The sequence below is a fragment of the Streptomyces sp. RLA123 genome (genome assembly GCF_056270165.1).
Window position 1 is genome coordinate 6,421,026 of record NZ_JBWDOR010000003.1, and the last position, 26,522, is coordinate 6,447,547.

Genomic DNA, 26,522 nt, shown 5'->3' on the forward strand with positions numbered 1-26,522 from the left:
GTCAACCGCGAGCGCTGAGGACGGATCCCGGCGCGGCACCGGCCCCACTACGAACAGAACGCGGCCCGCACTTACCGCGCCGGGCTGGGGGCAACCCCGGCCTCCGGCCGGGCGGGGGACAAACCCGGAACAGCGCAGCGCTACGCGGCGTCAGCGGAGGCGGAGAAGCTGCCGCCGGAGGCGGCGAACCTCCCGCAGGCGGCGCTCGTACGTCGCGCCCAGCGCGAGCAGCAGCAGACCCGCCACTCCCAGCGGGACCCACCGGGGGAGCGCCCCCAGCGCCTGCGCGACGAAGGGCGCGAGCTCGTGGACCGCGTCGAGGGCGAGGACGCCCCCGCCGAGCAGGAGGGGGGCGGCCAGCCGCCGGGCCGCGCCGAGGAGCGTGACCGCGAGGGCGGCGGCGCCGAGCAGGAGGGGCCGGGGCCACCCCGGGTCGCCCCAGGCGGTGACGAGCGAGGGCATGAGCGTGACGGCGAGCCCGGGGCCGTAGGCGAGCCAGGAGGAGACCGTGGGGTCGCGGCGCCGGGCGAGGAGGCCGAGGGCGATCGCGACGGCGCTGACCGGGGCCGTGTACGCCTCGGGGGTGGTGACGCCGGACGTCGCGAGGCGTACCCAGAGCGCCGCGACGAACAGCGCGGTCGCGACGTGGTGGAGCCGGCGCCGTTCGGCCCGGAGCGCGGCGACCGCGGCCATGACCGCCCCGGCGCAGGCCAGTGTGAGGGCGAGCGGTGCGGGCTCGCCGACCGCGAGGCAGACCGCGAGGGCGGCGGCCGCGTGTCCGGGGTACTCGAAGGCGCGGGCGGTCCTGGTCAGGGCGAGTGCCTGGGCGGCCGCGGCGACGCCCAGGACGGCGAAGGCGGCGTCGTGCCGCGGCCACCCCGCGACGAGGGGCCCGTCCCACGCGAGGCCCGCCGCGCAGGCCACGGCGCAGGCGGCGCTGACCGCCCGCGTGCGGGGAGCGGCGGCGAAGAGCGCGCCGTACGCCACGAGCAGCAGCGCCAGCACGGTGAGCGTCATCGGGCCGTCCTCGTGCACCCAGCCGATCGTGGTCACCGCCAGGACACCCGCCGTGGCCAGCGCGGCCGGCGCGAGGGCGACGGCCGACAGCGCCAGGAGCGCCACGACGACGGCCACGCGTCCCAGGGGCAGGTCGATCGCGCCGAGCGCGGCCGCGGCTGCCACGACCGCGCCGGAGGCGAGGGGGCGGGAGTCCAGGCGGCGGGCGGCCGCCGCGAGTGTCGCGGCGGCGAGCCCGGCGACCGCTGGCGCCGCGGCCGGCCCGTGGAAGTCGCCGGGGGTGAGGAGGGCGATCGTGAGCGGCGGCAGGGCCCACAGCACGGTCACGGCGCCCGCGGCCGCCGCGCCGGACGCCAGGCCGACGGCCACCGCCCGCCGCAGGGGCAGAGCCGCCGCCGCGGCCAGGGATGCCATCGCGCACAGCAGGTACCCCACGGCGGTCCAGTCGTCCGCCACCAGGACGCGCACGACCCCGCCGGCCGCCGCGACCGCGGACACCGCGGTGACGCCGGCGAGCATGCCCGCGACGGGCGGGGCCGGTGCGCGCCGCAGCGCGGCCGTCCCCGTGAGGGCGGCGGCGCCGAGCAGCAGACCGCTCGCCCGCAGGGCTTCCCCGGCGCCTGTCGCGGCGCCGGACAGGACGCCCGCGGTCAGCAGGCCGCACAGACCGAGCGCGGTGCCGGACACGGCGGCGGTCAGCCGTGGGCCCGGCCGCCGCGCGCGCAGTGCGGCCACCGTGTCCAGCGCGGCCGTCGCGAGCAGCGCGGCGGCCGTCGCGTGCGCCGACCGCGTGGCCGACGCCCAGAGGAACAGGGGGAGTTGGGCAAGGACGAGCGCGAGGAGGCCGGGCAGCGCGAGGCGCGGCAGCAGCCGGGCGTAGCCGGCCCAGGCGGCGCTCACGACGGCCAGCGCGACCGCGGCGTAGCGCAGGCCGTCCGTGCCGGGGATGGCCACCTGCCGCAGGGCGTAGGCGTCGAGGAGCAGCAGTACGAGGGCGAGGCATGCCACGACCTCCGCTGTCGCCGTCAGCGAGCGGCGCAGGAGCAGTACGGGGACGGCCGCGGCGGCCACCGTGAGGGCGCCCAGGACCGCGGAGCGGCCCGCGATGCCGAGGTGGCCCCAACTGATGACGGTGAAGGCGATCGCCGCGACCGCGAGCAGCAGGCCGCCCAGGGCGAGCAGCAGATGCTGCACCGTGCGCGGCGAGGCGTCGGGCACCGCAACCGGCCTGCCCCACGCGGGAGTCGGGGGTGACGGGACGGCCGGCCTCAGATGCGCCAGCAGTTGCGCGCGGCGCATGAGCAGCCGGCCGCGCTCGGCGTCCAGGCGCAGGATCGCGCGGTCGGTGTCGCGCAGTTCGTCGGCGGCCGGTCCCACCAGCACCGTCCCGCACCGGGGGCAGGCCGGGGCCGGCGCCGTCGGCGGTACGGGTGCGGGCAGGTACCAGCCGCAGCCGGGACAGCGGTCGGCGTGCGGGCGCTTCGGGTCCATGCGTCGGAGTGTGGGGCCGCGCCACGGTGCCCCGCCATGCGCGCGGCTACTCAGATGCGGCTTGAGTACGCACACTGGCTCCATGGACTGGAGCCGCTACCGCTTCCGCACCCTGTGGGAGTTGCCCGCGCCGCCCGAGACGGTCTACGGCCTCCTGGCGCGGCCGGATCAGTACCCGTCCTGGTGGCCGCAGATCCGCGAGGTGCGGCAGACCGGCGAGACCGTGGGCATGCTGCGTTTCCGCTCGGTCCTGCCGTACGACCTGCTGGTGACCGCGCGGCAGACCCGGCGGGACCCGTCGGCCCGGGTCCTGGAGGCGGCGATGAGCGGCGACCTGGAGGGCTGGGTGCGCTGGACGGTCGGCGCGGACGGGACGGGGGGCGGTACGCGCCTGCTGTTCGAGGAGGACGTGATCGTCAACAAGCCGCTGATGCGGCGGCTGGCCGTGCTGTGCCGGCCGCTGTTCCGGGCCAACCACGCGCTGATGATGCGGCGGGGCAGGCGCGGTCTCGCGGCCCGCCTGGACCGCGACACGGCAGACGGCGGCCAAGTGGTTTGAACGCAGTGCCCCGGGCCCTGTATGGTTCAGGACGTTCCCGGGCGATTAGCTCAGCGGGAGAGCACTTCGTTCACACCGAAGGGGTCACTGGTTCGATCCCAGTATCGCCCACGTACCACGGAAGGCCGGTCCTCAGGGACCGGCCTTCCGCCGTTGTGCGCGCGTTCTACGCCGCGGGCTCCTCCGGTGCGATGACCGGGGCCGAGGGGCGCAGCGGCCAGGCCGGGTCGACCCGCTCGTCCGTGCCGCTGCGGGCGAACCACGCCTGGAGCCCCCGTGCCTGGCCCGCGTGCCACAGGGCCTGACGGGCGTGCAGTTCGGCCGGCGGCATCGTGCCTATGCGTTCGGCGAAGCGCCGTCCCAGCTCGCGTACGAGGGCCATCGCGGCGAGCGCGTCCGCGGAGGCGTCGTGCGCGTCGGTCAGGGCCACCCCGTAGTGCGCGCACAGGTCGGTGAGCGTGCGGCGGCCCTTGCGGTACCGGTCGACGTACTTGTCCAGCACCCGCGGATCGATCACCCGCAGCGGCCCGCGCACCAGGTAGCCGTCCAGGGCCGTGCCGCGGTGCCGCCGCAACTCGCGGTCCAGCAGCGTGAGGTCGAAGGGCGCGTTCATCACCACCAGGGGCACGCCCGAGGCGGCCTGGTCGGCGAGCGCCCGCGCCATCTCCTCCATGACCGGCCCCGGCCGGCGGCCGTTGGCCTGCAAGTAGGCGTCGTCCAGCCCGTGCACCGCGCGGGCGCCCTCCGGCACCGGGACGCCGGGGTCGATCAGCCAGCCGGTCGTGCGCGGCGGCGCGTGCGGTGTGTCCTGCACCACCAGCGCGGCGGAGACCACACGGTCCCGCTCGACGTCCACGCCGGTGGTCTCGGTGTCGAAGGCGGCCAATGGGCCGTCGTACCAGTGCGGCATGGCGCACCCCCCGTACAAAGGTGACGAATTGACGGAACACTCACTCTCATGATTACCCGTGACCGGATGTCACCGAACCCGGCTCGTTTGCGACTTGACGCCGATGGGGATGGAAAGGGTGCGGGGAATCACCAGGAGTCCCGCGGCCCGGAGAGGCACGGAGAGCGATGGCGCTCGAGCAGCCCATACCGGGCGGGCTGCTGCCGGAGCGGATCGCGCCGCTGCGGGGCGGGCTCGCCACGACCAGTTGCATGGAAACCCTGCAGGTGGGATATCTGCACGCGGTCGCCGCGGCCGCGGGGTGTTCGCTCGCCCAGCCCTTTCCGGACAACGGGATCGACTGGCACATAAGTCACAGTTCGCGTGGCCACGGCATCGACGACGAGGTCACGATCAAGGTGCAGCTCAAGTGCACCTACCAGGTGGCACCGCGCCCGCCCGGGCCCACCTTCGCCTTCACGCTCGAGAACGAGCATCTGGTGAAGCTGGCCCGGTCCCCGGTGTCGGTGCACAAGATCCTGGTGGTGATGCTCGTGCCGCGCACCCAGGAGGAATGGCTGCGGGCCAGCCACGACCGGCTGGTACTGCGACACTGCTGTTACTGGACGAATCTCGCCGGCCATGCCGTGACCGGCAAGCGCAAGAGCACCGTGCGGATACCCACCGCGCGGATCTTCGACGACCGCGCCCTGTGCGAGATCATGACCCGGGTCGGGGCGGGAGGGAGGCCCTGATGAGCCGGCAGGCCGACGATGTACTCGTGCCGCCCGACCCCGAGCGGGTCGACTCCGGTGTGCTGACCGCCCTGCTGGCCCGCCACGGCTGGCAGTTGCGCGGCGGCACGCCCGGCCGCTACACGCGCTGGACGCCGCCCGGCGACGCCGGGGCCTCCGCCCGTATGAGCCTTCTGGTGCCCGACCGGCGGGGCGAAGCCCGTTACGCGGACCACGAGGAACTGCTCGGCGAGGCGCTGGACGCCCTCGCCCGTTGCGGTGTGCCCTCGGCGCGCGAGGTGCTGACCGCGCTCGCGGTGCCCGGGGACGAGATCCGCTGGCAGCGTTCGGTGCCGCTGATCGACGGTGCCGCCGTGACCTGGACCGCTGCGGAGCAGTTGCGCTCCGCCTCCCGGATCATGCTGATGGCCGCGGCCCGCGCCGAGCGGGACCGCTACGGCTACTTCGGCCAGCGGCACACCGGCCACGCCACCGCCTACCTGGAGCAGGTGCTCGTCGGCCCCGCACCCGCGGGGCACCAACTGACCGCGTACTCCCCGGTCCCGGACGGGCGGTCCGTCACCGCCACGCTGCTGCGCGCGCTGCAGGCCGCCCGGGACGCGGTGGACTACCAGCGCACGACCGGCGGCATGGAGGCCTTCGACGCCGCCGTCGGCCTGGGCGTCTGCCATGAGCTGGCCGATTCCCTGATCCGCCTGATCCGTGGGACCGAGGGCGTGGTCGTCACGCTCTCCTGGGCCCCGGGGGCCGGCCCACCCGCCGGATTCGCGGCCGTGCCCGAGCCGGTCGAGTTCTCCCCTGGCGACCTCCCCGCCCTGGAGGCCGCCAGCGAGCGTTATGTGCGGGAGGAACCGTCGGTGGACGTGAGCGTCACCGGGACGGTCACCCGGCTGCGCCGGCCGCGTCCCTCCGGCAGCGGCACGGTGCGGCTGCGGGTCCTGGCGGGGGCGGACGTCCGGCACATCCGCGCGCGTCTGGCGGAGGACGCGTACCGGATCGCCGCCCAGGCGCATCTGGTGGGGCTGCCGATCCGGCTGTCGGGCCGGCTGGAGACCCGTACCGGCTTCCGGCACCTGACGCATCCGACCGCCCTCACCCCGGTCCACGTCGACGAGGCCGACCGCGACCGGCTGCTGAAGGCGCTGCACGGCGGGGTCGACACCTTCGAGGACTCCTTCGGCGGGTGACCCGCCCTCGCGGGAGCAATCACTTCGCGGCGGACCCGCGGGGCTCGGTAGGATTCAGCGGTGCAGCTTCCGCTGCCGGCCCCATTGGGACATACGTCAGGAGAGACCGGTGTCAGACGTCCGTGTGACCATCAAACGCGATTCCGATGAGCGGGAAGATCGCGTGGTGACCACGGGCACGACGGCCGCCGATCTCTTCGAGGGCGATCGCACCGTCGTCGCCGCGCGCGTCGCGGGGCAGCTGAGGGACCTCGCGTACGAGATCGCCGACGGCGACGAGGTCGAGCCCGTGGAGATCGCCAGCGAGGACGGCCTCAACATCCTGCGCCACTCCACCGCGCACGTGATGGCGCAGGCCGTGCAGGAGCTCTTCCCGGAGGCGAAGCTCGGCATCGGCCCGCCCATCAAGGACGGCTTCTACTACGACTTCGACGTCGAGACGCCCTTCCACCCCGACGACCTCAAGCGCATCGAGAAGAAGATGCAGGAGATCGTGAAGCGGGGCCAGCGCTTCTCCCGCCGTGCCGTCAGCGACGACGCCGCCCGCGAGGAGCTGGCGGGCGAGCCGTACAAGCTGGAGCTGATCGGCCTCAAGGGGTCCGCCGCCGACGCGGCCGAGGGCGCCTCCGCCGAGGTCGGCGCCGGCGAGCTGACCATCTACGACAACCTGGACGCCAAGACCGGCGAGCTGTGCTGGAAGGACCTCTGCCGCGGTCCCCACCTGCCCACCACCCGGATCATCCCGGCGTTCAAGCTGATGCGCTCCGCCGCCGCCTACTGGCGCGGCAGCGAGAAGAACAAGCAGCTCCAGCGCATCTACGGCACCGCCTGGCCGTCCAGGGACGAGCTGAAGGAGTACCTGGACTTCCTCGTCGAGGCCGAGAAGCGCGACCACCGCAAGCTCGGCGCCGAGCTCGACCTGTTCTCCGTTCCGGAGCAGATCGGTTCGGGCCTCGCGGTCTTCCACCCCAGGGGCGGCATCATCCGCCGGGTCATGGAGGACTACTCGCGCCGCCGGCACGAGGAGGAGGGGTACGAGTTCGTCTACACCCCGCACGCCACCAAGGGGAAGCTGTTCGAGACCTCGGGCCACCTGGACTGGTACGCCGACGGCATGTACCCGCCCATGCAGCTGGACGAGGGCGTCGACTACTACCTCAAGCCGATGAACTGCCCGATGCACAACCTGATCTTCGACGCCCGCGGCCGGTCCTACCGTGAACTGCCGCTGCGGCTCTTCGAGTTCGGCACCGTGTACCGGTACGAGAAGTCGGGCGTCGTGCACGGTCTCACCCGCGCCCGCGGCTTCACGCAGGACGACGCGCACATCTACTGCACCCGTGAGCAGATGGCCGAGGAGCTCGACAAGACGCTCACCTTCGTCCTCAACCTGCTGCGCGACTACGGCCTGACCGACTTCTACCTGGAGCTGTCCACCAAGGACCCGGTGAAGTACGTCGGTTCGGACGAGACCTGGGAGGAGGCCACCGAGGTCCTGCGCCAGGTGGCCGAGAAGCAGGGACTCCCGCTCGTCCCCGACCCGGGCGGCGCCGCCTTCTACGGCCCGAAGATCTCCGTCCAGACCAAGGACGCCATCGGCCGCACCTGGCAGATGTCGACCATCCAGCTGGACTTCAACCTGCCCGAGCGCTTCGACCTGGAGTACACGGCCGCCGACGGTTCCAAGCAGCGGCCGGTCATGATCCACCGTGCGCTCTTCGGTTCGATCGAGCGCTTCTTCGCGGTGCTGCTCGAGCACTACGCGGGTGCGTTCCCGGCGTGGCTGGCCCCCGTGCAGGCGGTCGGCATCCCGATCGGCGACGCCCATGTGTCGTACCTGGAGGACTTCGCCGCCGAGGCGAAGAAGAAGGGCCTGCGGGTCGAGGTGGACGGCTCGGCGGACCGCATGCAGAAGAAGATCCGCAACGCCCAGAAGAGCAAGGTGCCCTTCATGGTCATCGTCGGTGACGAGGACATGGCCGCGGGCACGGTCTCCTTCCGCTACCGCGACGGCTCGCAGAAGAACGGCATCCCGCGCGACGAGGCCCTCGCCGAGATCGCCAAGGCCGTCGAGGACCGCGTCCAGGTCTGACGCGCCCGCACGGTGTGACAAGGGCCCCCGGGAGGACTATCCGTCCCCCGGGGGCCCTTGTGCCTCCTGGTGTCCGTCCTGGCCGCGCTCCTCGGGACGGCGGAAGCTCTTGGTCAGCCAGGACGCGAAGGAGGCGACGACCGCCCCGATCAGGACGACGCCCAGGAACATCACGCCGGCCCCGATCAGCCGCCCTCTGGCGGTGACGGGCACCACGTCGCCGTAGCCGGTCGTGGTCACGGCGGAACAGGCCCACCACACCGCGTCGCCGTAGGTGCGGATGGAGGCGCCGGGCGCGTGCCGCTCGATCGCGTACACCTGGAGGCTCGACGCGAAGCCCAGTAGCAGCGTGGTGAGCCCGGCGTAGGACATCACGCGAGCCTCCAGGGTGAGCCGGGGACGCTCCTGGCGGCTCTGCACGCTGGAGTAGTTCTGCAGGATGCGCAGGGGGCGCAGCAGGGGCATGACCACGACCACCAGGTCCAGCCAGCGGCGGCGCACGTACGACCAGCGATGGGGCGCCACCGCCACCCGCAGCAGATAGTCGGCGACGAAGAAGGCCCAGGTCACGAAGGTGATCAGGAGCAACAGGTCACGCACGGCACGTGGCAGGTCGTGGGCCAGTACGCGCACGGCATAAGTGACGAGGAACACCAGGGACGCCAGGGAGAGCGGCACGCTCCCGCGGCGCTCCCACTCCCGCAGCCGCCGCTCGTCTTGCAAGGGCATGGGGCCAGCATCCTGCGCTGCGCGGGGGAGTGCCCCCGGCGACACGCTGAGCGGCGCCGACGCCATATGCTGCAAGGCATGACGAGTGAGCCGGAACTGCAGAACGGAGTGGGGACGCAGGACGCGTTCCAGCGCCTGTGGACGCCGCACCGCATGGCGTACATCCAGGGCGAGAACAAGCCGACCGGCCCCGGGGCCGGGGACGGCTGTCCCTTCTGCGCGATTCCGGAGATGAGCGACGAGGACGGGCTGGTCATCGCCCGTGGCGGCGTCGTGTACGCGGTCCTCAACCTCTACCCGTACAACGGCGGCCACCTGATGGTGGTCCCGTACCGCCATGTCGCCGACTACACCGACCTCGACCTGGCGGAGACCGCCGAACTGGCGGACTTCACCAAGCGGGCCATGGTCGCCCTGCGGTCGGCCTCGGGCGCCCACGGCTTCAACATCGGCATGAACCAGGGCACCGTGGCCGGTGCCGGGATCGCCGCGCACCTGCATCAGCACGTGGTGCCCCGCTGGGGCGGCGACACCAACTTCATGCCGGTGGTCGGGCACACCAAGGTGCTGCCGCAGCTTCTCGCGGACACCCGCAAGATGCTCGCGGACGCCTGGCCCACCGGCTGACCCCGTAGCTCCGGCCGCTCCCCACCGCCGGAGGCGGCGTCAGTAGACGTCGGCCTCGGACGGGGTGGCGCTCTGCACCGAGGTGCTCAGGAAGAGCGAGCGGTCGGTGAACTTCGCGGTGTCCACGCCGTTCTCCTTCATGACCTCGATGGCGGCGGAGTGGACCGCGCGCAGCACCGGGGTCGCCGCACGCAGGGCGTCGTCGGCCATGAAGCGGTGCGTCCAGGGCGCCGAGGCCCAGGTGTGCCGCAGCCCGAAGGGCTCGGGAAGGACGATCTTGCCGCCCAGGTACTCCAGCACCTGGGGGAAGCGGGACAGCGGCGCACGGGCGGCGAGCCGCACCACCTCGTCGCTCTCGACGAGCGGCATGGCGACGGTCCTGGTCTCCCAGAACTTCACCGGGTGGCTGATCTTCTTCTCCTTGGGGTCGGGCGCCGAGGTGAAGAGCGAGTGCACGGGGCCCAGGGCGTGGCCGGTGACCTCGACGCGCAGCGTGCTCGCCAGGACGGTCACGGTGACCAGCAGGGTTATCACCAGATGCCCGTCCCACAGGACGAACTGGATCCCGAGGTAGTGGCGGTTGCCCTTGCCGAACTGCTGCTCGTTGCAGATCCGCTGTATCTCGAAGTCCCTGACGGTGTAGCCCTCGACGTTCGCCCCGGTGGGCCGGGCGACCTTCTTGGCGCCCTCGCCGATCGGCGCGACGACCCAGTGGCGTATGACGGGCTTGGGGAAGCCGCCGGTGTGCAGCGGGCCGCGCTCCAGCTCGCGCAGCCGGCCGTGCACCGCCTTGATGACGTCCCAGCTGCGGAACGGGTGGATCTCGGCGAGCCCTTCCCGCGGGGTCAGCTCCTCGGCCATCTGCCAGCCGCCCCAGCGGGTGCCCATGCCGAGTATGCCCTTGGGGCCGGCGTAGAAGACCACGTTGCTCTGCTGCTCGGCGGAGAGCTTCGCCAGGCTCTGGCGGAGCTGCTCGGCCCGGGTCTCGTTGGGGTTGCGGGGCACGGCCTCGGGGATCTTGGCGCCCACGCCGCTGCCGGAGACCAGTCCGGCCCAGCGGTCCCGCAGGTCCTTGGCGGTGCGCTCGCAGATCCGCTTCGCCCAGAACCAGCCGAGGACCGGCGCGACCATCATCACGCGCAGATACTGCGACCAGAGGCCGGTCAGCGGCGGGTTGATGACGAAGAGAACGGCGAAGAAGCCGACCACCAGCAGCACGACGGAGCCCAGCAGCCCGGTGCGCGAACCCTCGGCCTTCTTTATGGTGCTGCGCAGCTGGAACGCGCCCAGCCAGAGCAGGACGCCCGGCAGGAAGACCAGCCCGAAGGCGACCATGATGCCGGTGAGCCGGTTGTCCCGCTCCTGCCGGATGCGATTGGCGGCCAGGCAGTGCTCGACGACGGTCTGCGGCTCGGCACCGAAGGACTGCACCAGTTCGTTGCGCGCGGCGCCGAGCATCCGGTTCTGCACGGCGCGGGCGAAGGCCTCGCCCAAGTTGGCCTGGAGCAGCGAGAGTTTGGGAGGGGTGACGACAGTCATGCCGGCGTCCGCCTCGGACAGGGCGCCCAGCGTGCTGTCCCGGTAGGCGGCCGAGGCCAGCGCCTGGGTGGCCGCGGTCTGCCCGTCGGCGCCGCTCAACGGGATCTGTGCGCCCGGGCTCAGGAAGTCGTAACTGTTGGTCACTAGCGCCCCCTCCTCGTGCCGTCCGCGCAGGCGAAAGCCCGTCCGGCCCACTCCCCGGCCCATTCCCCGGTCGCAGCCGCGGCATTCCTCCCGGGCTGCCCACACAGCGTATACGGGGTGTGTGACCTGCGTCATGGGCCCGACGGAACTTGATCGTTCCGCCGGGCCCACGACTGGTGCCGTCCTGGGGCTACTTGCCGCCCGCCTCCTGGAGGTGCTGCTCTCTCAACTGGGTGGCCAGTTGCGGGGGCATGGGTTCGTGCCGGGCATGACTGCGCTCGTAGCGGCCCATTCCATGCGAGAGCGAACGCAGATCGACCGCATAACGACCGATCTCGATCTCCGGTACCTCGGCCCGCACGAGGGTGCGGCCCTGCCCGACGGGTTCGGTGCCCAGCACCCGGCCCCGGCGGCCGGACAGGTCGCTCATGACCGGCCCGACGTACTCGTCGGGCACCATCACCTGGACCTCGCTCACCGGCTCCAGAAGGTGGATGCGGCACTGCGACGCCGCCTCGCGCAACGCGAGCGCGCCCGCGGTCTGGAAGGCGGCGTCGGAGGAGTCCACCGAGTGCGCCTTGCCGTCGACGAGCGTGATCCGGATGTCCTCGACGGGGAAGCCCAGCGCCACGCCCCGCGCGGCCTGCGCCCGCACGCCCTTCTCCACCGACGGGATGAACTGCCGTGGCACCGCGCCCCCGACGACCTTGTCGACGAACTCGATGCCGGAACCGACCGGCAGCGGTTCGACCTCGATGTCGCAGATCGCGTACTGGCCGTGCCCGCCGGACTGTTTGACGTGCCGTCCGCGCGCCGTGACCTTCTCGCCGAAGGTCTCGCGGAGAGCCACCTTGTGCGGGATCGAGTCCACCTGGACCCCGTACCGGGTGCGCAGCCGCTCCAGCGCGACATCGACGTGGGCCTCGCCCAGGCACCACAGGACGACCTGGTTGGTGTCCGGGTTCTGCTCCAGCCGCATCGTCGGATCCTCGGCGACCAGCCGGGACAGGCCCACGGACAGCTTGTCCTCGTCGGCCTTGCTGTGCGCCTGGATGGCGACCGGCAGCAGCGGGTCGGGCATCAGCCACGGCTCCATCAGCAGCGGGTCGTCCTTCGCGGAGAGCGTGTCGCCGGTCTCCGCCCGGGTCAGCTTCGCCACGCACGCCAGATCGCCCGCGACGCAGTGCGGCACCGGCCGCTGCTGCTTGCCGAAGGGCGAGGTCAGCGCGCCGATCCGCTCGTCCACGTCGTGGTCCTCGTGGCCCCGGTCCTCCAGCCCGTGCCCGGAGACATGGACCGTCTCGTCGGGGCGCAGGGTGCCGGAGAAGACCCGCACGAGGCTGATCCGCCCCACGTACGGGTCGGAGTAGGTCTTGACCACCTCGGCGGCCAGCGGCCCGTGCGGGTCGCAGGTCAGCTGGTCGTGCGGCGTGCCCTGCGGGGTGCTGACCCGCGGGACCTCGCGTTCCGGCGGTGTCGGGAAGCCGCCCGTGATGAGCTCGAGCAGTTCCACGGTGCCGATGCCCTGCTTGCAGCCCTCCGCCGCGGGAGCGGCGGCGAGCACCGGGTGGAAGGAGCCGCGGGCCACGGCGCGTTCGAGGTCCTGGACCAGGGTCTTGAGGTCCAGTTCCTCGCCGCCGAGGTAGCGGTCCATGAGGGTCTCGTCCTCGCTCTCGGCGATGATCCCCTCGATGAGGCGGCCGCGTGCCTCGTCGATCACCGGGACGTCGTCGGGGGCGGGGGTGCCCTCCTCGCGGTCGCCCGAGCAGTAGTCGTAGATCCGCTGTGCCAGCAGCCCGATCAGGCCCGTCACGGGCCGGTGCCCGTCGGTGCCCGGGGTCACCGGGCCGTGCAGCGGCAGGTACAGCGGCAGCACCGACTCGGGGGAGTCGCCGCCGAAGACCTCGCGGCAGGTCTCGGTCATCTCCTCGAAGGAGGCGCGTGCCGACTCCAGGTGGGTGATGACCACCGCGCGCGGCATGCCGACGGCCGCGCACTCGTCCCAGACCATGCGGGTCGCGCCGTCCACGCCGTCGGCGGCCGAGACGACGAACAGGGCCGCGTCCGCCGCGCGCAGACCGGCCCTGAGCTCACCCACGAAGTCGGCATAGCCGGGGGTGTCGAGCAGATTGATCTTGATTCCGTCCCATTCGACCGGGACGAGCGACAACTGCACCGAGCGCTGCTGGCGGTGCTCGATCTCGTCGTGGTCGGAGACCGTGCCGCCGTCGGCGACGTGCCCGGCGCGGTTCACCGACCCTGTGGCCAGGGCCAGCGCCTCGACCAGTGTCGTCTTCCCGGAGCCACTGTGGCCGACCAGCACCACGTTGCGTACATCGGCGGGCCGGTCGGCCGCCGATGCCCTTCCGGCGGCTCCTGGGCCTGCGTCTCTCCTGTCACCCATGTGCCTCGCCTCCCGGTCCGTCACGGCATGGGGACTGCGCGCCACGGGAGACCACCCGACCAGGGCGGCCTCGGCGGCGCCTGCGGTAATTCGACCTTCCCACGCGCGTCACGGTGCGTCCATACGTCGTACGTGTGCCGGCAGGACGGGAGCCCGGCGCATCCCGAACATCCCCTCTGGCTACGATGGGCCAGCCGGGCGGCCGCCGGAGCCGCGCCGGGCACCACCGACCTCCGGGAAGGCCATGCTGAACAAGTACGCGCGTGCATTCTTCACGCGTGTCCTCACACCGTTCGCCGCGTTTCTGCTGCGCCTGGGCGTCAGCCCGGACACGGTCACGCTGATCGGCACCGGAGGCGTGGTCGCGGGAGCGCTGGTCTTCTACCCCAGGGGCGAGTTCTTCTGGGGCACGGTCGTGATCACGCTCTTCGTCTTCTCCGACCTGGTGGACGGCAACATGGCCCGCCAGGCCGGCGTCTCCAGCCGGTGGGGCGCGTTCCTCGACTCCACGCTCGACCGGGTCGCCGACGCGGCCATCTTCGGCGGACTCGCCCTCTGGTACGCCGGGGGCGGGAACGATCTCGTGCTGTGCGCCGTGACGATCTTCTGCCTCGCCAGCGGCCAGGTGGTCTCGTACACCAAGGCGCGGGGCGAGAGCATCGGCCTCCCGGTCGCCGTCAACGGGCTCGTCGAGCGCGCCGAGCGCCTGGTGATCTCGCTGGTGGCCTGCGGCTTCGCCGGGCTGCACAAGTTCGGGGTGCCGGGTATCCAGTGGCTGCTGCCGATCGCGCTGTGGATCGTGGCCGTCGGCAGCCTGGTCACACTGGTGCAGCGGGTGATCACCGTGCGCCGGGAGGCCTTCGAGGCCGACGCCGCGGCGCACGAGGGAAGCGGGGCGGTGTGAAGGACCGGCTGACCGACGCGCTGTACGGACTGGGCTGGGGCGCGGTCAAGCGGCTCCCCGAGCCGGTCGCCAACCGCTTGGGGCGCGCGGTGGCCGACCTGGCCTGGAGCCGGCGCGGCAAGGGCGTGACCCGGCTGGAGGGCAACCTCGCGCGCGTCGTGCCGGACGCCGACGAGGCCCGCCTGCGCGAGCTGTCCAAGGCCGGCATGCGCTCCTACCTGCGCTACTGGATGGAGTCCTTCCGGCTGCCCTCGTGGAGCGCCGAACGCGTCCGCGAGGGTTTCGCCCCCGAGGGCCTGCACCACCTGGTGGACGGCCTGGCCTCCGGCCGCGGCGTCGTCCTCGCCCTGCCGCACATGGCCAACTGGGACCTGGCCGGCGCATGGGTCACCACCAGGCTCGGCGTGCCCTTCACCACGGTCGCCGAGCGGCTCGAGCCCGAGACGCTGTACGACCGCTTCGTCGCCTACCGCGAGGGCCTGGGCATGGAGGTGCTGCCGCACACCGGCGGAGCCGCCTTCGGCACCCTGGCGCGGCGGCTGCGCGACGGCGGGCTGGTCTGCCTGGTGGCCGACCGCGACCTGTCCGCCTCCGGCGTTCCGGTGGACTTCTTCGGCGCCCGTGCCCGCATGCCGGCCGGGCCGGCGCTGCTCGCCGTGCAGACCGGCGCGCTCCTGCTGCCGGTCACCCTCTGGTACGACGCGTCGCGGACCCTCAAGGGATGTCTCCACCCGCCCGTGGAGGTCCCCGGGAGCGGCACGCGCACCGAGAAGACCGCCGCCATGACGCAGCGGCTCGCGGACGTCTTCGCCGCCGGGATCGCCGAGCACCCCGAGGACTGGCACATGCTGCAGCGGCTGTGGCTCGAGGACCTCGAACCCCGTCCGGAGCCGGCCGGCACGTCCGTGCCCGGCCGACCCGGGGACTCCGTCGCGGCGTCCCCTCCGGTGTCCGGCACCGCCTCCGACCGCTCCGGAACGGAGAAATCTTGAGGATCGGGATCGTCAGCCCGTACTCCTGGGACGTCCCCGGAGGCGTCCAGTTCCACATCCGCGACCTCGCCGAGCACCTGATCGCGCTCGGCCACGAGGTCTCCGTCCTGGCGCCCGCGGACGACGACACTCCGCTGCCGCCGTACGTCGTGTCCTCCGGCCGGGCCGTCCCCGTCCCGTACAACGGCTCCGTGGCCCGCCTCAACTTCGGCTTCCTGTCGGCCGCCCGGGTGCGGCGCTGGCTGCACGAGGGCGCCTTCGACGTCATCCACGTCCACGAGCCCTCCTCGCCCTCACTGGGGCTGCTCACGTGCTGGGCCGCGCAGGGGCCGATCGTCGCCACCTTCCACACCTCGAACCCGCGCTCGCGGGCGATGATCGCCGCGTACCCGATCCTGCAGGCCGCCCTGGAGAAGATCAGCGCCCGCATCGCGGTCAGCGAGTACGCGCGGCGCACCCTGGTCGAGCACCTGGGCGGGGACGCCGTGGTCATCCCCAACGGTGTCGACGTGCGCTTCTTCGCCGAAGCGGAGCCCAAGTCCGAGTGGCAGGGCGGAGGTTTCCCCGGCGAAGCCAGGGGGCACACGATCGGCTTCATCGGGCGCATCGACGAGCCCCGCAAGGGGCTGCCCGTGCTCATGAAGGCCCTTCCCCGGATCCTCGCGGAGCTCCCGGGGACCCGGCTGCTGGTGGCCGGGCGCGGCGACGAGGTGGAGGCCGTGGAGCATCTGCCGGCGGACCTGCGCTCGCGCGTGGAGTTCCTCGGCATGGTCAGCGACGAGGACAAGGCGCGGTTGCTGCGCAGCGTCGACCTGTACATCGCGCCGAACACCGGCGGCGAGAGCTTCGGGATCATCCTGGTCGAGGCGATGTCGGCGGGCGCCCCGGTGCTCGCCAGCGACCTGGACGCCTTCCGCCAGGTGCTCGACGGGGGAGCGGCGGGCGAGGTCTTCCGCAACGAGGACCCGCAGGCCCTCGCGGCGGCGGCGGTACGGCTGCTGGGCGACCCCGAGCGCCGGGCGCAACTGCGCGAACGGGGCTCGCGGCACGTGCGGCGCTTCGACTGGTCGCGGGTGGCCTCGGACATCCTGGCGGTCTACGAGACGGTCGCCGCGGGCGCGGCGGCGGTGGCCGCCGACGAGCGCGTCGGGCTGCGCGCCCGGTTCGGCTTCGCCCGCGACTGAGCCGCCGCAAGGGTGACGGTCCGCCGCCCGGCGGGCCGCCCCCGGCGCACCGGTAGCCTTGCCGCCCGTGACCACCATCATCTGGGTGGCCGTGGCGGTTGTCGCCATCGGCCTCTATCTGAGCTGGACCGCGGGCCGGCTGGACCGGCTGCACGCGCGCATCGACGCGGCCCGCGCCGCGCTGGACGCACAGTTGCTGCGCAGGGCCTCGGTGGCCCAGGAGCTCGCGACGGCGGGCGTACTGGACCCGGCCGCCAGCATCGTGCTCTACGAGGCCGCGCACTCGGCCCGGCAGGCGGAGGATGAACAGCGCGAGGTGGCCGAGAGCGAGCTGAGCCAGGCGCTGCGGGCGGTGTTCGCCGAGGCCGACGCTGTCGACGCCGTGCGGCAGGCGCCCGGCGGCGAGGACGCCGCCCGTGAGCTCACCCAGGCCGTGCGCCGGGTGCCGATGGCCCGCCGCTTCCACAACGACGCCGTGCGCGCCGCCAGGGCGCTGCGTGCGCACCGCAAGGTGCGTTGGTTCCGGCTGGCCGGGCACGCGGCCCGGCCCGTGACCTTCGAAATGGACGACGAGCCTCCGGCCGTCCTCACCGCGGACGGCGCGGCAGGCCACTGAGGCGCGATTGGCCCTTTTCCGGTCCACTTCGCGCGGTCCACCATGGGATACAGGGCAACAACTCAGTGTTTTTCCGCTTCGCGTCTCCAGTTCCTCGTTCCTTGGCCTCGCGTCCCGGAATCCGCTGACTGCCGCCACCACCCAGAAGTCCCGTCGCCGAGTGAGGTCACCGTGTCCAGCACGCTTCCCAGCACCCCCCAGTCCCCTGAGACCGGCACCGCGCGCGTCAAGCGCGGCATGGCCGAGCAGCTCAAGGGCGGCGTGATCATGGACGTCGTCACCCCGGACCAGGCGAAGATCGCCGAGGACGCCGGCGCGGTGGCCGTCATGGCCCTGGAGCGGGTCCCGGCCGACATCCGCAAGGACGGCGGCGTGGCGCGCATGTCCGACCCGGACATGATCGAGGGAATCATCGAGGCCGTCTCGATCCCCGTGATGGCCAAGTCCCGCATCGGCCACTTCGTCGAGGCCCAGGTCCTGCAGTCGCTGGGCGTCGACTACATCGACGAGTCCGAGGTCCTCACCCCGGCCGACGAGGTCAACCACTCCGACAAGTGGGCATTCACCACCCCCTTCGTCTGCGGTGCCACCAACCTGGGCGAGGCCCTGCGCCGGATCGCCGAGGGCGCGGCCATGATCCGCTCCAAGGGCGAGGCCGGCACCGGCAACGTCGTCGAGGCCGTCCGCCACCTGCGCCAGATCAAGAACGAGATCGCCCGCCTGCGCGGCTACGACAACAACGAGCTGTACGCCGCCGCCAAGGAGCTGCGCGCCCCCTACGAGCTGGTCAAGGAGGTCGCCGAGCTCGGCAAGCTGCCGGTCGTGCTGTTCTCCGCGGGCGGTGTGGCCACCCCGGCCGACGCCGCGCTGATGCGGCAGCTCGGCGCCGAGGGCGTCTTCGTCGGTTCCGGCATCTTCAAGTCCGGCGACCCGGCCAAGCGTGCCGCCGCGATCGTGAAGGCCACCACCTTCTACGACGACCCGAAGATCATCGCGGACGCCTCCCGCAACCTGGGTGAGGCCATGGTCGGCATCAACTGCGACACCCTCCCCGAGACCGAGCGTTACGCCAACCGCGGCTGGTGAGCACCCCGCGACGGGCGGGCCGGTGACGGCCTGCCCGTCGGCCGTGCCCGCCCCAGACGTCCGGAAGGTCCCACCCGTGTCATCCCTGTCGCCCCTGTCCGTCAGTACCCCCACCATCGGCGTCCTCGCCCTCCAGGGTGATGTCCGTGAGCACCTTGTCGCGCTCGCCGAGGCCGACGCCCTCGCCCGCCCGGTGCGCCGGCCCGAGGAACTCGCCGAGATCGACGGCCTGGTGATTCCCGGCGGCGAGTCGACCACCATGTCCAAGCTGGCCGTGCTCTTCGGGATGATGCAGCCGCTGCGCGACCGCATCCGCGAGGGCCTGCCCGTCTACGGCAGCTGCGCCGGCATGATCATGCTCGCCGACAAGATCCTGGACGGGCGGGACGACCAGGAGACCTTCGGCGGGATCGACATGACCGTGCGGCGCAACGCCTTCGGACGGCAGAACGAGTCCTTCGAGACCGCGGTCGAGGTCGAGGGCGTCGACGGCGGCCCGGTGGAGGGCGTCTTCATCCGCGCCCCCTGGGTCGAGTCGACCGGCAGCGGGGTCGCCACGCTGGCCCGGCTCGACGACGGCACCGTCGTCGCCGTGCGCCAGGGAAGCCTGCTGGCCACCTCGTTCCATCCCGAACTGACCGGGGACCACCGGGTGCACCGGTACTTCGTCGACATGGTGCGCGCCGCCGCGTGACACGATCCCGGTAGGATCGCAGTGTTCGTGAAGCAATCGGTGACGTGAAGGAGACAGGCTGATGTCCGGCCACTCTAAATGGGCTACGACGAAGCACAAGAAGGCCGTGGTTGACGCCAAGCGCGGCAAGCTCTTCGCGAAGCTGATCAAGAACATCGAAGTCGCGGCACGCGCCGGCGGTGCCGACATCTCCGGCAACCCGACCCTTTTCGACGCCATCCAGAAGGCGAAGAAGAGCTCGGTGCCCAACAAGAACATCGACAGCGCGGTCAAGCGCGGTGCCGGTCTCGAGGCGGGCGGTGCCGACTACGAGACGATCATGTACGAGGGCTACGGCCCGAACGGTGTCGCGGTGCTCATCGAGTGCCTCACCGACAACCGCAACCGTGCCGCCTCCGACGTCCGCGTCGCGATGACCCGCAACGGCGGCTCCATGGCCGACCCGGGCTCGGTGTCGTACCTGTTCCACCGCAAGGGCGTGGTGATCGTCCCCAAGGCCGAACTCTCCGAGGACGACGTGCTCGGCGCGGTCCTGGAGGCGGGCGCCGAGGAGGTCAACGACCTCGGTGAGTCCTTCGAGGTGCTGAGCGAGGCCACCGACCTCGTCGCGGTCCGCTCCGCGCTGCAGGAGGCGGGTATCGACTACGACTCCGCGGAGGCCAACTTCGTCCCCACCATGCAGGTGGATCTGGACGAGGAGGGCGCCCGGAAGATCTTCAAGCTCATCGACGCGCTCGAGGACAGCGACGACGTGCAGAACGTCTTCGCCAACTTCGATGTCTCCGACGAGATCATGGAGAAGGTCGACGCCTGAGGCTTCCCGGCGCACACGGCTCGGGCGGCGGCCCGGTGGGGACACACCCCCACCGGGCCGCCGTCGTTGTCGGTGCCACCCGATAACCTCCAGGAACGGCTGAACAGCTGACCGAAGGAGGGAGGGGCGCGGTGCGTGTGCTCGGCGTGGACCCGGGACTGACCCGGTGCGGCATCGGCGTGGTGGACGGCGCCCCAGGAACACCCCTGCGGATGGCCGGAGTCGGGGTGGTCCGCACCCCCGCGGACGCGGACATCGGCGAGCGCCTCGTCCTCGTCGAACGCGGCATCGAGGCCTGGCTGGACGAGTACCGGCCCCAAGCGGTCGCCGTGGAACGGGTCTTCAGCCAGCACAACGTCCGCACCGTGATGGGCACGGCGCAGGCGAGCGCGGTCGCCATCCTGTGCGCCTCGCGCCGCGGCCTGCCGGTGCACCTGCACACCCCCAGCGAGGTCAAGGCCGCCGTCACCGGCAGCGGCCGGGCCGACAAGTCCCAGGTGGGCGCCATGGTCACCCGGCTGCTGCGGCTGGACGCCCCGCCCAAGCCCGCGGACGCCGCCGACGCGCTGGCCTTGGCCATCTGTCACATCTGGCGCGGCACCGCGACCAACCGCCTCCAGCAGGCGCACGCGGCCGCCCGAGCACGAATCCAGGAGCGCACGTCATGATCGCCTTCGTCAGCGGGCCCGTCGCGGCCCTCGCCCCCGACACCGCGGTGATCGAGGTCGGCGGGATCGGCATGTCCGTGCAGTGCGCCCCGGGCACCCTGGCGGCGCTCCGGCTGGGCGAGCCGGCCCGGCTGGCCACCTCCCTCGTCGTCCGCGAGGACTCCCTCACGCTCTACGGCTTCGCCGACGACGACGAACGCCAGGTCTTCGAACTGCTGCAGACCGCCAGCGGGGTCGGCCCCCGGCTGGCCCAGGCGATGCTGGCCGTGCACACCCCCGACGCCCTGCGCGCCGCCGTCGCCACGGGCGACGAGAAGTCCCTCACCGCGGTGCCCGGCATCGGGAAGAAGGGCGCGCAGCGCCTGCTGCTGGAGCTCAAGGACCGCCTCGGCTCCCCCGTGGGCAGCCCGGCCGGCCGGCCCGCAGCGGCCGCAGGTCCCGCCTCGTGGCGCGAGCAGCTGCACACCGCGCTCATCGGCCTCGGCTACCAGCCCCGGGAGGCCGAGGAGGCCGTCGCTGCGGTCGCCCCGCAGGCCGAGGCGACTGCCGAGCCGCACGTCGGCGCGCTGCTGCGGGCCGCCCTGCAGACCCTGAACCGGACCCGCTGACCCTCCCCGCCCCGCTGACCGCAGTCCGCTGACCGTAAGGCGCACCGAAGTGAACTGGGACGACGAGTCCGTACCGACCACCGCCGACCGACTTGTCGGCGGCGCCGCCGACGGCGAGGACCAGGCCGTCGAAGCAGCACTGCGGCCCAAGGCGCTGGAGGAGTTCGTCGGCCAGGAAAGGGTCCGCGAACAACTGGACCTGGTCCTCAAGGCCGCCCGCCAGCGTGGCGGCACCGCGGACCATGTGCTGCTCTCCGGCGCGCCCGGGCTCGGCAAGACCACGCTGTCGATGATCATCGCGGCCGAGATGGGCGCTCCCATCCGCATCACCTCCGGCCCCGCGATCCAGCACGCGGGCGACCTGGCCGCGATCCTGTCCTCCCTCGCCGAGGGGGAGGTGCTCTTCCTCGACGAGATCCACCGCATGTCCCGGCCCGCCGAAGAGATGCTCTACATGGCGATGGAGGACTTCCGCGTCGACGTCATCGTCGGCAAGGGGCCCGGTGCCACCGCCATTCCCCTGGAACTGCCCCCGTTCACCCTGGTCGGCGCCACCACCCGGGCCGGGCTGCTGCCCCCGCCCCTGCGCGACCGCTTCGGATTCACCGGGCACATGGAGTTCTACGCCCCGGCCGAACTGGAGCGCGTCATCCACCGCTCCGCCCGGCTTCTCGACGTCGACATCGAGGTGGAAGGCGCCGCCGAGATCGCCGGCCGGTCCCGCGGCACCCCGCGCATCGCCAACCGACTCCTGCGCCGCGTCCGCGACTTCGCCCAGGTCAAGGCCGACGGCCGGATCACCCGGGAGATCGCCACGCGCGCCCTGGATGTCTACGAGGTCGACGGCCGCGGCCTGGACCGCCTGGACCGGGCCGTTCTGCAGGCCCTGCTGAAGCTCTTCGGCGGCGGGCCCGTGGGGCTGTCGACACTGGCGGTGGCTGTGGGGGAGGAGCGCGAAACGGTGGAGGAGGTGGCCGAGCCGTTCCTGGTGCGCGAGGGATTGTTGGCGCGTACACCGCGCGGCCGCGTGGCCACTCGCGCCGCGTGGGCACACCTTGGACTCGTGCCTCCGCAGGGCGCCGGACCCGGGCAAGACGGGCTGTTCGGCCCTTGACGGCGGGGAGACTCGCCGCCGCAGGAACCACGGTGTAATGCTTGGCGTTGTTCCAGCGGCGAACGAACGCTTAGACTCCGCCGACGTCGTCCTCCGGAACGACGACCCAATCCCGTAGACGAGGCCACCGCGGCCATGCGAAGGACCCTCCTGACACCATGAACATCATCCAGATTCTGCCTTTCGTTCTGATCATCGGTGTCATGCTGCTGATGACCCGCTCCGCCAAGAACAAGCAGCGCCAGGCCACGAACATGCGTGACCAGATGGCGCCGGGTGCGGGCATCCGCACCATCGGCGGTATGTACGCGGTCGTCAAGGAGGTCAACGAGGACACGGTGCTGCTCGAGCTGGCCGACGGCGTGCACGCGCACTTCGCGAAGAACGCCATCGCCGCCGTGCTGGACCAGGCCGAGTACGACCGCGTCGTCCACGGCATCGAGCCGGAGCCCGAGCCGGAGTTCGAGGCCACCGACGCCGAGCACGGCGACGACTCCGCCGAGGACGAGGACCGCGTCGACCTCGCCAAGTCCACGGACGAGGCCACGGCACAAGACGCCCCCAAGACGGACGGCTCCGACTCCAAGTAACGCCGCCGCCCCGGGACGACACCTGGGGCAGGTACGTTTCACGCGTCGGCACGTCCGTACAACACATCGTGCCGCCCTGCTGCGCGCGCAGGTCCGCAGGGCGGTTGGACAGGGAGAATCGAGAAGGTGGCAGCACCGAAGAGGGGCCGCAAGCCCTCGGGGAGCCAGGGATACCCCGGGCGGGCGCTGGCAGTGATCCTGCTGGCCATCGTGGCGCTCACGGGAGGGATGTTCCTCTCCGGCCACACGACGCCGCGGCTGGGCATCGACCTCGCCGGCGGCACGAGCATCACGTTGACGGCCAAGAGCGATCAGACCAACGCGATCAACAAGACCAACATGGACACCGCCGTCGGCATCATCGAGCGGCGTGTCAACGGTCTCGGTGTGTCCGAGGCCGAGGTCCAGACGCAGGGCGATCGCAACATCATCGTCAACATCCCCAAGGGCACGAACGCGGATCAGGCGGAGAAGCAGGTGGGCACCACCGCCCAGCTGTTCTTCCGGCCCGTGCTCGCCGAGGTGGCCGGCACCCCGCCCGTCTCGCCCTCCCCCTCGTCCAGCCCCTCGGGCAAGGCGTCGTCCCCGGCCTCGCCTTCCTCGACGGCCACGACCGGGGCGGTGAACTCGCCGTCCTCGAGCCCCTCGACGCAGGGCCGCGCCGTCACCGACGCGCTGAAGTCCGGCTCGTCCACGACGCCGTCCGCACCGGCCTCGGCACCGGCCTCGGCACCGGCCTCCGCACCGGCCTCGGCGCCCCCGTCGGCGCCGGCGTCGCCGGTCGCCCCGGGCAGCACCCTGGACACCGCGATCCCGGCCGATCTGCAGGCGAAGCTCGCGGCGCTGGACTGCTCCGACAAGGAAGTTCGCGCCAACCTCAACCTGAAGGCCAAGCCGACCGACAAGATCGTCGCGTGCAGCCAGGACGGCAGGGCCAAGTACGCGCTGGGCCCGTCCGCGGTCGACGGCAAGAACGTCAAGAAGGCTGCCGCCCAGTACGACACCCAGACCGGCAACGGCTGGGTCGTCACGCTGTCCTTCGACGGCACCGGCTCCAAGGACTTCTCGAAGATCACCTCGCAGCTCTCCCAGCAGCAGCCGCCGAACAACCAGTTCGCGATCGTGCTGGACAACGAGGTCGTCTCGGCCCCCTCGGTGAACCAGACCCTGAGCGGCAGCGCGGAGATCTACGGCAGCTTCACCCAGGAGAGCGCGCAGGACCTGTCCAACGTCCTGTCCTACGGCTCCCTGCCGCTGACCTTCGACAAGTCCGACGTCACCAAGGTCTCCGCGGCGGTCGGCGGCGAGCAGCTGCACGGCGGAATCATCGCCGGCGCGGTCGGCCTCGCGCTGGTCATGCTCTACCTGATCGCGTACTACCGGGGTCTGAGCTTCGTCGCGATCCTCAGCCTCGTGGTCTCGGCGATCCTGACCTACGAGATCATGACGCTGCTCGGCCCGGCCATCGGCTTCGCGCTGAACCTGCCGGCGGTCTGCGGTGCCATCGTCGCCATCGGTATCACCGCCGACTCCTTCATCGTGTTCTTCGAACGCATCCGTGACGAGCTGCGTGAGGGCCGCTCCCTGCAGCCGGCCGTGGCCCGCGGATGGCCGCGCGCCCGGCGCACGATCCTCGTCTCGGACTTCGTGTCGTTCCTGTCCGCCGCCGTCCTGTTCATCGTCTCCGTCGGCAAGGTGCAGGGCTTCGCCTTCACCCTCGGACTGACGACGCTGCTCGACGTGGCGGTGGTCTTCCTGTTCACCAAGCCGCTCATGACGATCCTCGCGCGCAAGAAGTTCTACTCCGACGGACATCCCTGGTCCGGACTCGACCCGCGCGCCCTGGGCGTCACTCCCCCGCTGCGCCGCACCCGCCGCCCCGCGGGCCGTACCGACGTCAAGGAGGCCTGATGTCCCGGCTCGGAAACCTCGGGCACCGCCTGCACCGGGGCGAGATCGCCTACGACTTCGTGGGCAAGCGCAAGCTCTGGTACAGCGTCTCGATCCTGATCACGGTCGCCGCGATCCTGGGTCTGGTCTTCAACGGCCTGAAGCTCGGTATCGAGTTCTCCGGCGGCGCGGTCTTCACCACGCCCAAGACCCCGATGTCCGTGTCCCAGGTCCAGGACCGGATCGACGGCGACACCGGCGACCACCAGGCCCTCGTGCAGAAGCTCGGCACGGGCAGCGTCCGTATCCAGATCAGCGACATCACGCTCGACGAGGCCAAGAAGATCCAGGGCGACATCGCCCAGGACCTGGACATCAAGGCCGCCGACATCGATCCGCAGATCATCGGTCCGAGCTGGGGCGATGAGATCTCCAAGAAGGCCTTCGAAGGCCTGGTGATCTTCATGGTCCTTGTGACGATCTACATGGCGATCGCCTTCGAGTGGCGCAAGGCCGTGGCCGCCCTGATCGCGCTGTTGCACGACCTCACCATCACCATCGGCGTGTACGCGATCGTCGGTTTCGAGGTCACGCCCGGCACGGTGATCGGTCTGCTCACCGTCCTCGGTTACTCCCTCTACGACACCGTCGTCGTCTTCGACGGTCTGAAGGAGAGCACCAAGGACATCACCAAGCAGAACCGCTACACGTACAGCGAGCTCGCCAACCGCAGCCTCAACCAGACCCTGGTGCGGTCCATCAACACCACGGTCGTGGCGCTGCTGCCGGTCGCCGGCCTGCTGTTCGTCGGTGGCGGTCTGCTCGGCGCGGGCACGCTCAACGACATCGCGCTGTCGCTGTTCGTCGGCCTCACCGCCGGTGCGTACTCCTCGATCTTCATCGCGACCCCGCTGGTCGCGGACCTCAAGGAGCGCGACCCGGAGATCAAGGCCCTGCGCAAGCGGGTGCTCGCCAAGCGCGTCGCCGACGCCCGCCGTGCCGAGCAGGGCGGGGACGACCCGCAGGACTCCACCGGTGCGGCTGACGGCAACCACGGCGATCACGGTGACCACGGTGACCACGGCGACGACGACTCGCATGCCGCCGCCGCGGGAGCGGCCGGCGGCCGGCGCGAGACGCCGTCCCGCAACCGCGGCCGCAACCGCCCGTCCGGCAAGCGCCACTGAAGCAGAAGCACCGAGGATCACCACTGATGACGACGACGGACGCCGCCCGGAGCGAGCTGCGCAGCCTGCTGCTCAGCCGCATACGGGACGTGCCCGACTACCCCAAGCCGGGCGTGATGTTCAAGGACATCACCCCGCTGCTCGCCGACCCCGCCGCCTTCGGCGCCCTGGTCGACGCCCTCGCCGAGGTCTGCACCCGGCACGGCGCCGACAAGGTCGTCGGACTGGAGGCGCGCGGGTTCATCCTCGCCGCCCCGGCCGCGGCCCGCGCCGGACTGGGCTTCGTCCCCGTCCGCAAGGCGGGCAAGCTCCCCGCGGCCACGCACGGGCAGAGTTACGAGCTGGAGTACGGCACGGCCGAGATCGAGGTCCACCAGGACGCGTTCGGAGCCGGTGACCGCGTGTTCGTCATCGATGACGTCCTCGCCACCGGCGGGACGGCCGAGGCCTCCCTCGACCTGATCCGCCGCACCGGCGCCGAGGTCGCCGGCGTCGCCGTGCTGCTGGAGCTCGGATTCCTCGGCGGCCGCGAGCGGCTCGCCCCGTCCCTGGCCGGGGCCCCGCTGGAGGCACTGATCGCCGTCTGAGCGCAGCGTCGCTCCGTCGCCTGTGGTGCCCGGTCGTCCGACCGGGCACCACAGGCGTTTCAGGCCGCGGTGTCGCGCGCCGGCACTCCGATGGAGCCCCCCTCGCCGCCGGCCCCGGCACGGGCCCCCAGGCCGCCGTGGGGCCCCGTTTTCGC

General features: G+C 71.9%; 24 protein-coding genes and 1 tRNA gene. 20 read left to right on the forward strand and 5 right to left on the reverse strand.

The features are described 5' to 3' along the window. Positions 1–150: 150 nt before the first annotated feature. Positions 151–2,508, reverse strand: a complete 2,358-nt coding sequence (locus RV983_RS29375) for an SCO7613 C-terminal domain-containing membrane protein (RefSeq protein WP_475988718.1) — start codon at positions 2,506–2,508, stop codon at positions 151–153. Between the two features lie 82 nt (positions 2,509–2,590). Between RV983_RS29375 and RV983_RS29380 the strand changes: the two genes are divergently transcribed. Further along, complete coding sequence (locus RV983_RS29380) at positions 2,591–3,067, forward strand: SRPBCC family protein (protein WP_475990498.1); 477 nt, start codon at positions 2,591–2,593, stop codon at positions 3,065–3,067. Positions 3,068–3,106: 39 nt separating this feature from the next. Further along, a tRNA-Val gene (locus RV983_RS29385) sits at positions 3,107–3,178 on the forward strand. A 55-nt stretch (positions 3,179–3,233) separates the two neighbouring features. Here the strand turns inward: RV983_RS29385 and RV983_RS29390 are convergent. Next, a complete protein-coding gene (locus RV983_RS29390; protein ID WP_475988719.1) occupies positions 3,234–3,977 on the reverse strand; it encodes an exonuclease domain-containing protein in 744 nt (247 codons plus the stop codon). Positions 3,978–4,144: 167 nt separating this feature from the next. Between RV983_RS29390 and RV983_RS29395 the strand changes: the two genes are divergently transcribed. The 3 genes from RV983_RS29395 (at position 4,145) to thrS (ending at position 7,990) form a co-directional block, all read left to right on the forward strand. Further along, positions 4,145–4,711, forward strand: a complete 567-nt coding sequence (locus RV983_RS29395; protein ID WP_475988720.1) for a DUF4365 domain-containing protein — start codon at positions 4,145–4,147, stop codon at positions 4,709–4,711. Continuing rightward, complete coding sequence (locus tag RV983_RS29400; RefSeq protein WP_475988721.1) at positions 4,711–5,898, forward strand: hypothetical protein; 1,188 nt, start codon at positions 4,711–4,713, stop codon at positions 5,896–5,898. The genes RV983_RS29395 and RV983_RS29400 overlap by 1 nt, the downstream gene beginning before the upstream one ends. 109 nt (positions 5,899–6,007) lie before the next feature. Then, positions 6,008–7,990: a threonine--tRNA ligase gene (thrS, locus tag RV983_RS29405; protein ID WP_475988722.1), complete on the forward strand. Its 1,983-nt coding sequence runs from the start codon at positions 6,008–6,010 to the stop codon at positions 7,988–7,990. A 36-nt stretch (positions 7,991–8,026) separates the two neighbouring features. Here thrS and RV983_RS29410 read toward each other — a convergent pair whose 3' ends face one another. Next, positions 8,027–8,719, reverse strand: a complete 693-nt coding sequence (locus RV983_RS29410) for a potassium channel family protein (protein ID WP_475988723.1) — start codon at positions 8,717–8,719, stop codon at positions 8,027–8,029. A gap of 66 nt (positions 8,720–8,785) precedes the next feature. Here RV983_RS29410 and RV983_RS29415 point away from each other — a divergent pair, with 66 nt between their 5' ends. Then, positions 8,786–9,346, forward strand: a complete 561-nt coding sequence (locus tag RV983_RS29415; protein WP_475988724.1) for an HIT family protein — start codon at positions 8,786–8,788, stop codon at positions 9,344–9,346. 39 nt (positions 9,347–9,385) lie between these two features. Here RV983_RS29415 and RV983_RS29420 read toward each other — a convergent pair whose 3' ends face one another. Together RV983_RS29420 and RV983_RS29425 are read right to left on the reverse strand one after the other, a co-directional pair. Further along, positions 9,386–11,029, reverse strand: coding sequence for a hypothetical protein (locus RV983_RS29420; RefSeq protein WP_475988725.1), 1,644 nt, complete (start codon positions 11,027–11,029; stop codon positions 9,386–9,388). 190 nt (positions 11,030–11,219) lie between these two features. Next, on the reverse strand, positions 11,220–13,433 hold the full coding sequence (locus RV983_RS29425; RefSeq protein WP_475988726.1) for an elongation factor G-like protein EF-G2: 2,214 nt from the start codon (positions 13,431–13,433) through the stop codon (positions 11,220–11,222). A 244-nt stretch (positions 13,434–13,677) separates the two neighbouring features. Here RV983_RS29425 and pgsA point away from each other — a divergent pair, with 244 nt between their 5' ends. From pgsA to RV983_RS29495, 14 genes are all read left to right on the forward strand, one after another. Further along, a complete protein-coding gene (gene pgsA, locus RV983_RS29430; protein WP_475988727.1) occupies positions 13,678–14,337 on the forward strand; it encodes a phosphatidylinositol phosphate synthase in 660 nt (219 codons plus the stop codon). Continuing rightward, positions 14,334–15,329, forward strand: a complete 996-nt coding sequence (locus RV983_RS29435) for a phosphatidylinositol mannoside acyltransferase (protein ID WP_475988728.1) — start codon at positions 14,334–14,336, stop codon at positions 15,327–15,329. The genes pgsA and RV983_RS29435 overlap by 4 nt, the downstream gene beginning before the upstream one ends. Continuing rightward, positions 15,326–16,513 carry a glycosyltransferase family 4 protein gene (locus RV983_RS29440; protein WP_475988729.1) on the forward strand — a complete coding sequence of 396 codons (1,188 nt, stop codon included), beginning with the start codon at positions 15,326–15,328 and terminating at the stop codon, positions 16,511–16,513. The genes RV983_RS29435 and RV983_RS29440 overlap by 4 nt, the downstream gene beginning before the upstream one ends. A 58-nt stretch (positions 16,514–16,571) precedes the next feature. Continuing rightward, the gene (locus RV983_RS29445) at positions 16,572–17,129 is read left to right on the forward strand and encodes a LemA family protein (RefSeq protein ID WP_475988730.1); all 558 of its coding nucleotides are present in this window, start codon (positions 16,572–16,574) and stop codon (positions 17,127–17,129) included. Positions 17,130–17,300: 171 nt separating this feature from the next. Further along, positions 17,301–18,215, forward strand: a complete 915-nt coding sequence (gene pdxS / locus RV983_RS29450) for a pyridoxal 5'-phosphate synthase lyase subunit PdxS (RefSeq protein WP_475988731.1) — start codon at positions 17,301–17,303, stop codon at positions 18,213–18,215. A gap of 76 nt (positions 18,216–18,291) precedes the next feature. Further along, a complete protein-coding gene (gene pdxT / locus RV983_RS29455) occupies positions 18,292–18,909 on the forward strand; it encodes a pyridoxal 5'-phosphate synthase glutaminase subunit PdxT (protein ID WP_475988732.1) in 618 nt (205 codons plus the stop codon). 61 nt (positions 18,910–18,970) lie between these two features. After that, positions 18,971–19,723, forward strand: coding sequence for a YebC/PmpR family DNA-binding transcriptional regulator (locus tag RV983_RS29460; RefSeq protein ID WP_475988733.1), 753 nt, complete (start codon positions 18,971–18,973; stop codon positions 19,721–19,723). Positions 19,724–19,854: 131 nt separating this feature from the next. Next, positions 19,855–20,391 carry a crossover junction endodeoxyribonuclease RuvC gene (gene ruvC / locus RV983_RS29465; protein ID WP_475988734.1) on the forward strand — a complete coding sequence of 179 codons (537 nt, stop codon included), beginning with the start codon at positions 19,855–19,857 and terminating at the stop codon, positions 20,389–20,391. Beyond that, positions 20,388–20,999, forward strand: a complete 612-nt coding sequence (gene ruvA / locus RV983_RS29470; RefSeq protein ID WP_475988735.1) for a Holliday junction branch migration protein RuvA — start codon at positions 20,388–20,390, stop codon at positions 20,997–20,999. Before ruvC ends, ruvA begins: the two co-directional genes overlap by 4 nt. 49 nt (positions 21,000–21,048) lie before the next feature. Further along, positions 21,049–22,113 (forward strand): Holliday junction branch migration DNA helicase RuvB, encoded by a 1,065-nt coding sequence (gene ruvB / locus RV983_RS29475; protein WP_475988736.1) that lies wholly within the window; start codon positions 21,049–21,051, stop codon positions 22,111–22,113. 158 nt (positions 22,114–22,271) lie between these two features. Beyond that, the gene (yajC, locus tag RV983_RS29480) at positions 22,272–22,703 is read left to right on the forward strand and encodes a preprotein translocase subunit YajC (protein WP_475988737.1); all 432 of its coding nucleotides are present in this window, start codon (positions 22,272–22,274) and stop codon (positions 22,701–22,703) included. Between the two features lie 126 nt (positions 22,704–22,829). After that, the gene (secD, locus tag RV983_RS29485) at positions 22,830–24,614 is read left to right on the forward strand and encodes a protein translocase subunit SecD (protein ID WP_475988738.1); all 1,785 of its coding nucleotides are present in this window, start codon (positions 22,830–22,832) and stop codon (positions 24,612–24,614) included. Then, positions 24,614–25,780 (forward strand): protein translocase subunit SecF, encoded by a 1,167-nt coding sequence (gene secF / locus RV983_RS29490; protein ID WP_475988739.1) that lies wholly within the window; start codon positions 24,614–24,616, stop codon positions 25,778–25,780. Before secD ends, secF begins: the two co-directional genes overlap by 1 nt. Before the next feature lie 26 nt (positions 25,781–25,806). Then, positions 25,807–26,367 carry an adenine phosphoribosyltransferase gene (locus RV983_RS29495; protein WP_475988740.1) on the forward strand — a complete coding sequence of 187 codons (561 nt, stop codon included), beginning with the start codon at positions 25,807–25,809 and terminating at the stop codon, positions 26,365–26,367. The last annotated feature ends 155 nt before the right edge of the window (positions 26,368–26,522 follow it).

Excerpts from the sequence above, each read along its gene's own strand:
- RV983_RS29375 (WP_475988718.1), bottom strand. The coding sequence starts at position 2,508 with ATGGACCCGAAGCGCCCGCACGCCGACCGCTGTCCCGGCTGCGGCTGG.
- RV983_RS29380 (WP_475990498.1), top strand. The coding sequence starts at position 2,591 with ATGGACTGGAGCCGCTACCGCTTCCGCACCCTGTGGGAGTTGCCCGCG.
- RV983_RS29390 (WP_475988719.1), bottom strand. The coding sequence starts at position 3,977 with ATGCCGCACTGGTACGACGGCCCATTGGCCGCCTTCGACACCGAGACC.
- RV983_RS29395 (WP_475988720.1), top strand. The coding sequence starts at position 4,145 with ATGGCGCTCGAGCAGCCCATACCGGGCGGGCTGCTGCCGGAGCGGATC.
- RV983_RS29400 (WP_475988721.1), top strand. The coding sequence starts at position 4,711 with ATGAGCCGGCAGGCCGACGATGTACTCGTGCCGCCCGACCCCGAGCGG.
- RV983_RS29410 (WP_475988723.1), bottom strand. The coding sequence starts at position 8,719 with ATGCCCTTGCAAGACGAGCGGCGGCTGCGGGAGTGGGAGCGCCGCGGG.
- RV983_RS29415 (WP_475988724.1), top strand. The coding sequence starts at position 8,786 with ATGCTGCAAGGCATGACGAGTGAGCCGGAACTGCAGAACGGAGTGGGG.
- RV983_RS29425 (WP_475988726.1), bottom strand. The coding sequence starts at position 13,433 with ATGGGTGACAGGAGAGACGCAGGCCCAGGAGCCGCCGGAAGGGCATCG.
- pgsA (WP_475988727.1), top strand. The coding sequence starts at position 13,678 with ATGCTGAACAAGTACGCGCGTGCATTCTTCACGCGTGTCCTCACACCG.
- RV983_RS29460 (WP_475988733.1), top strand. The coding sequence starts at position 18,971 with ATGTCCGGCCACTCTAAATGGGCTACGACGAAGCACAAGAAGGCCGTG.
- ruvA (WP_475988735.1), top strand. The coding sequence starts at position 20,388 with ATGATCGCCTTCGTCAGCGGGCCCGTCGCGGCCCTCGCCCCCGACACC.
- yajC (WP_475988737.1), top strand. The coding sequence starts at position 22,272 with ATGAACATCATCCAGATTCTGCCTTTCGTTCTGATCATCGGTGTCATG.
- secF (WP_475988739.1), top strand. The coding sequence starts at position 24,614 with ATGTCCCGGCTCGGAAACCTCGGGCACCGCCTGCACCGGGGCGAGATC.
- RV983_RS29495 (WP_475988740.1), top strand. The coding sequence starts at position 25,807 with ATGACGACGACGGACGCCGCCCGGAGCGAGCTGCGCAGCCTGCTGCTC.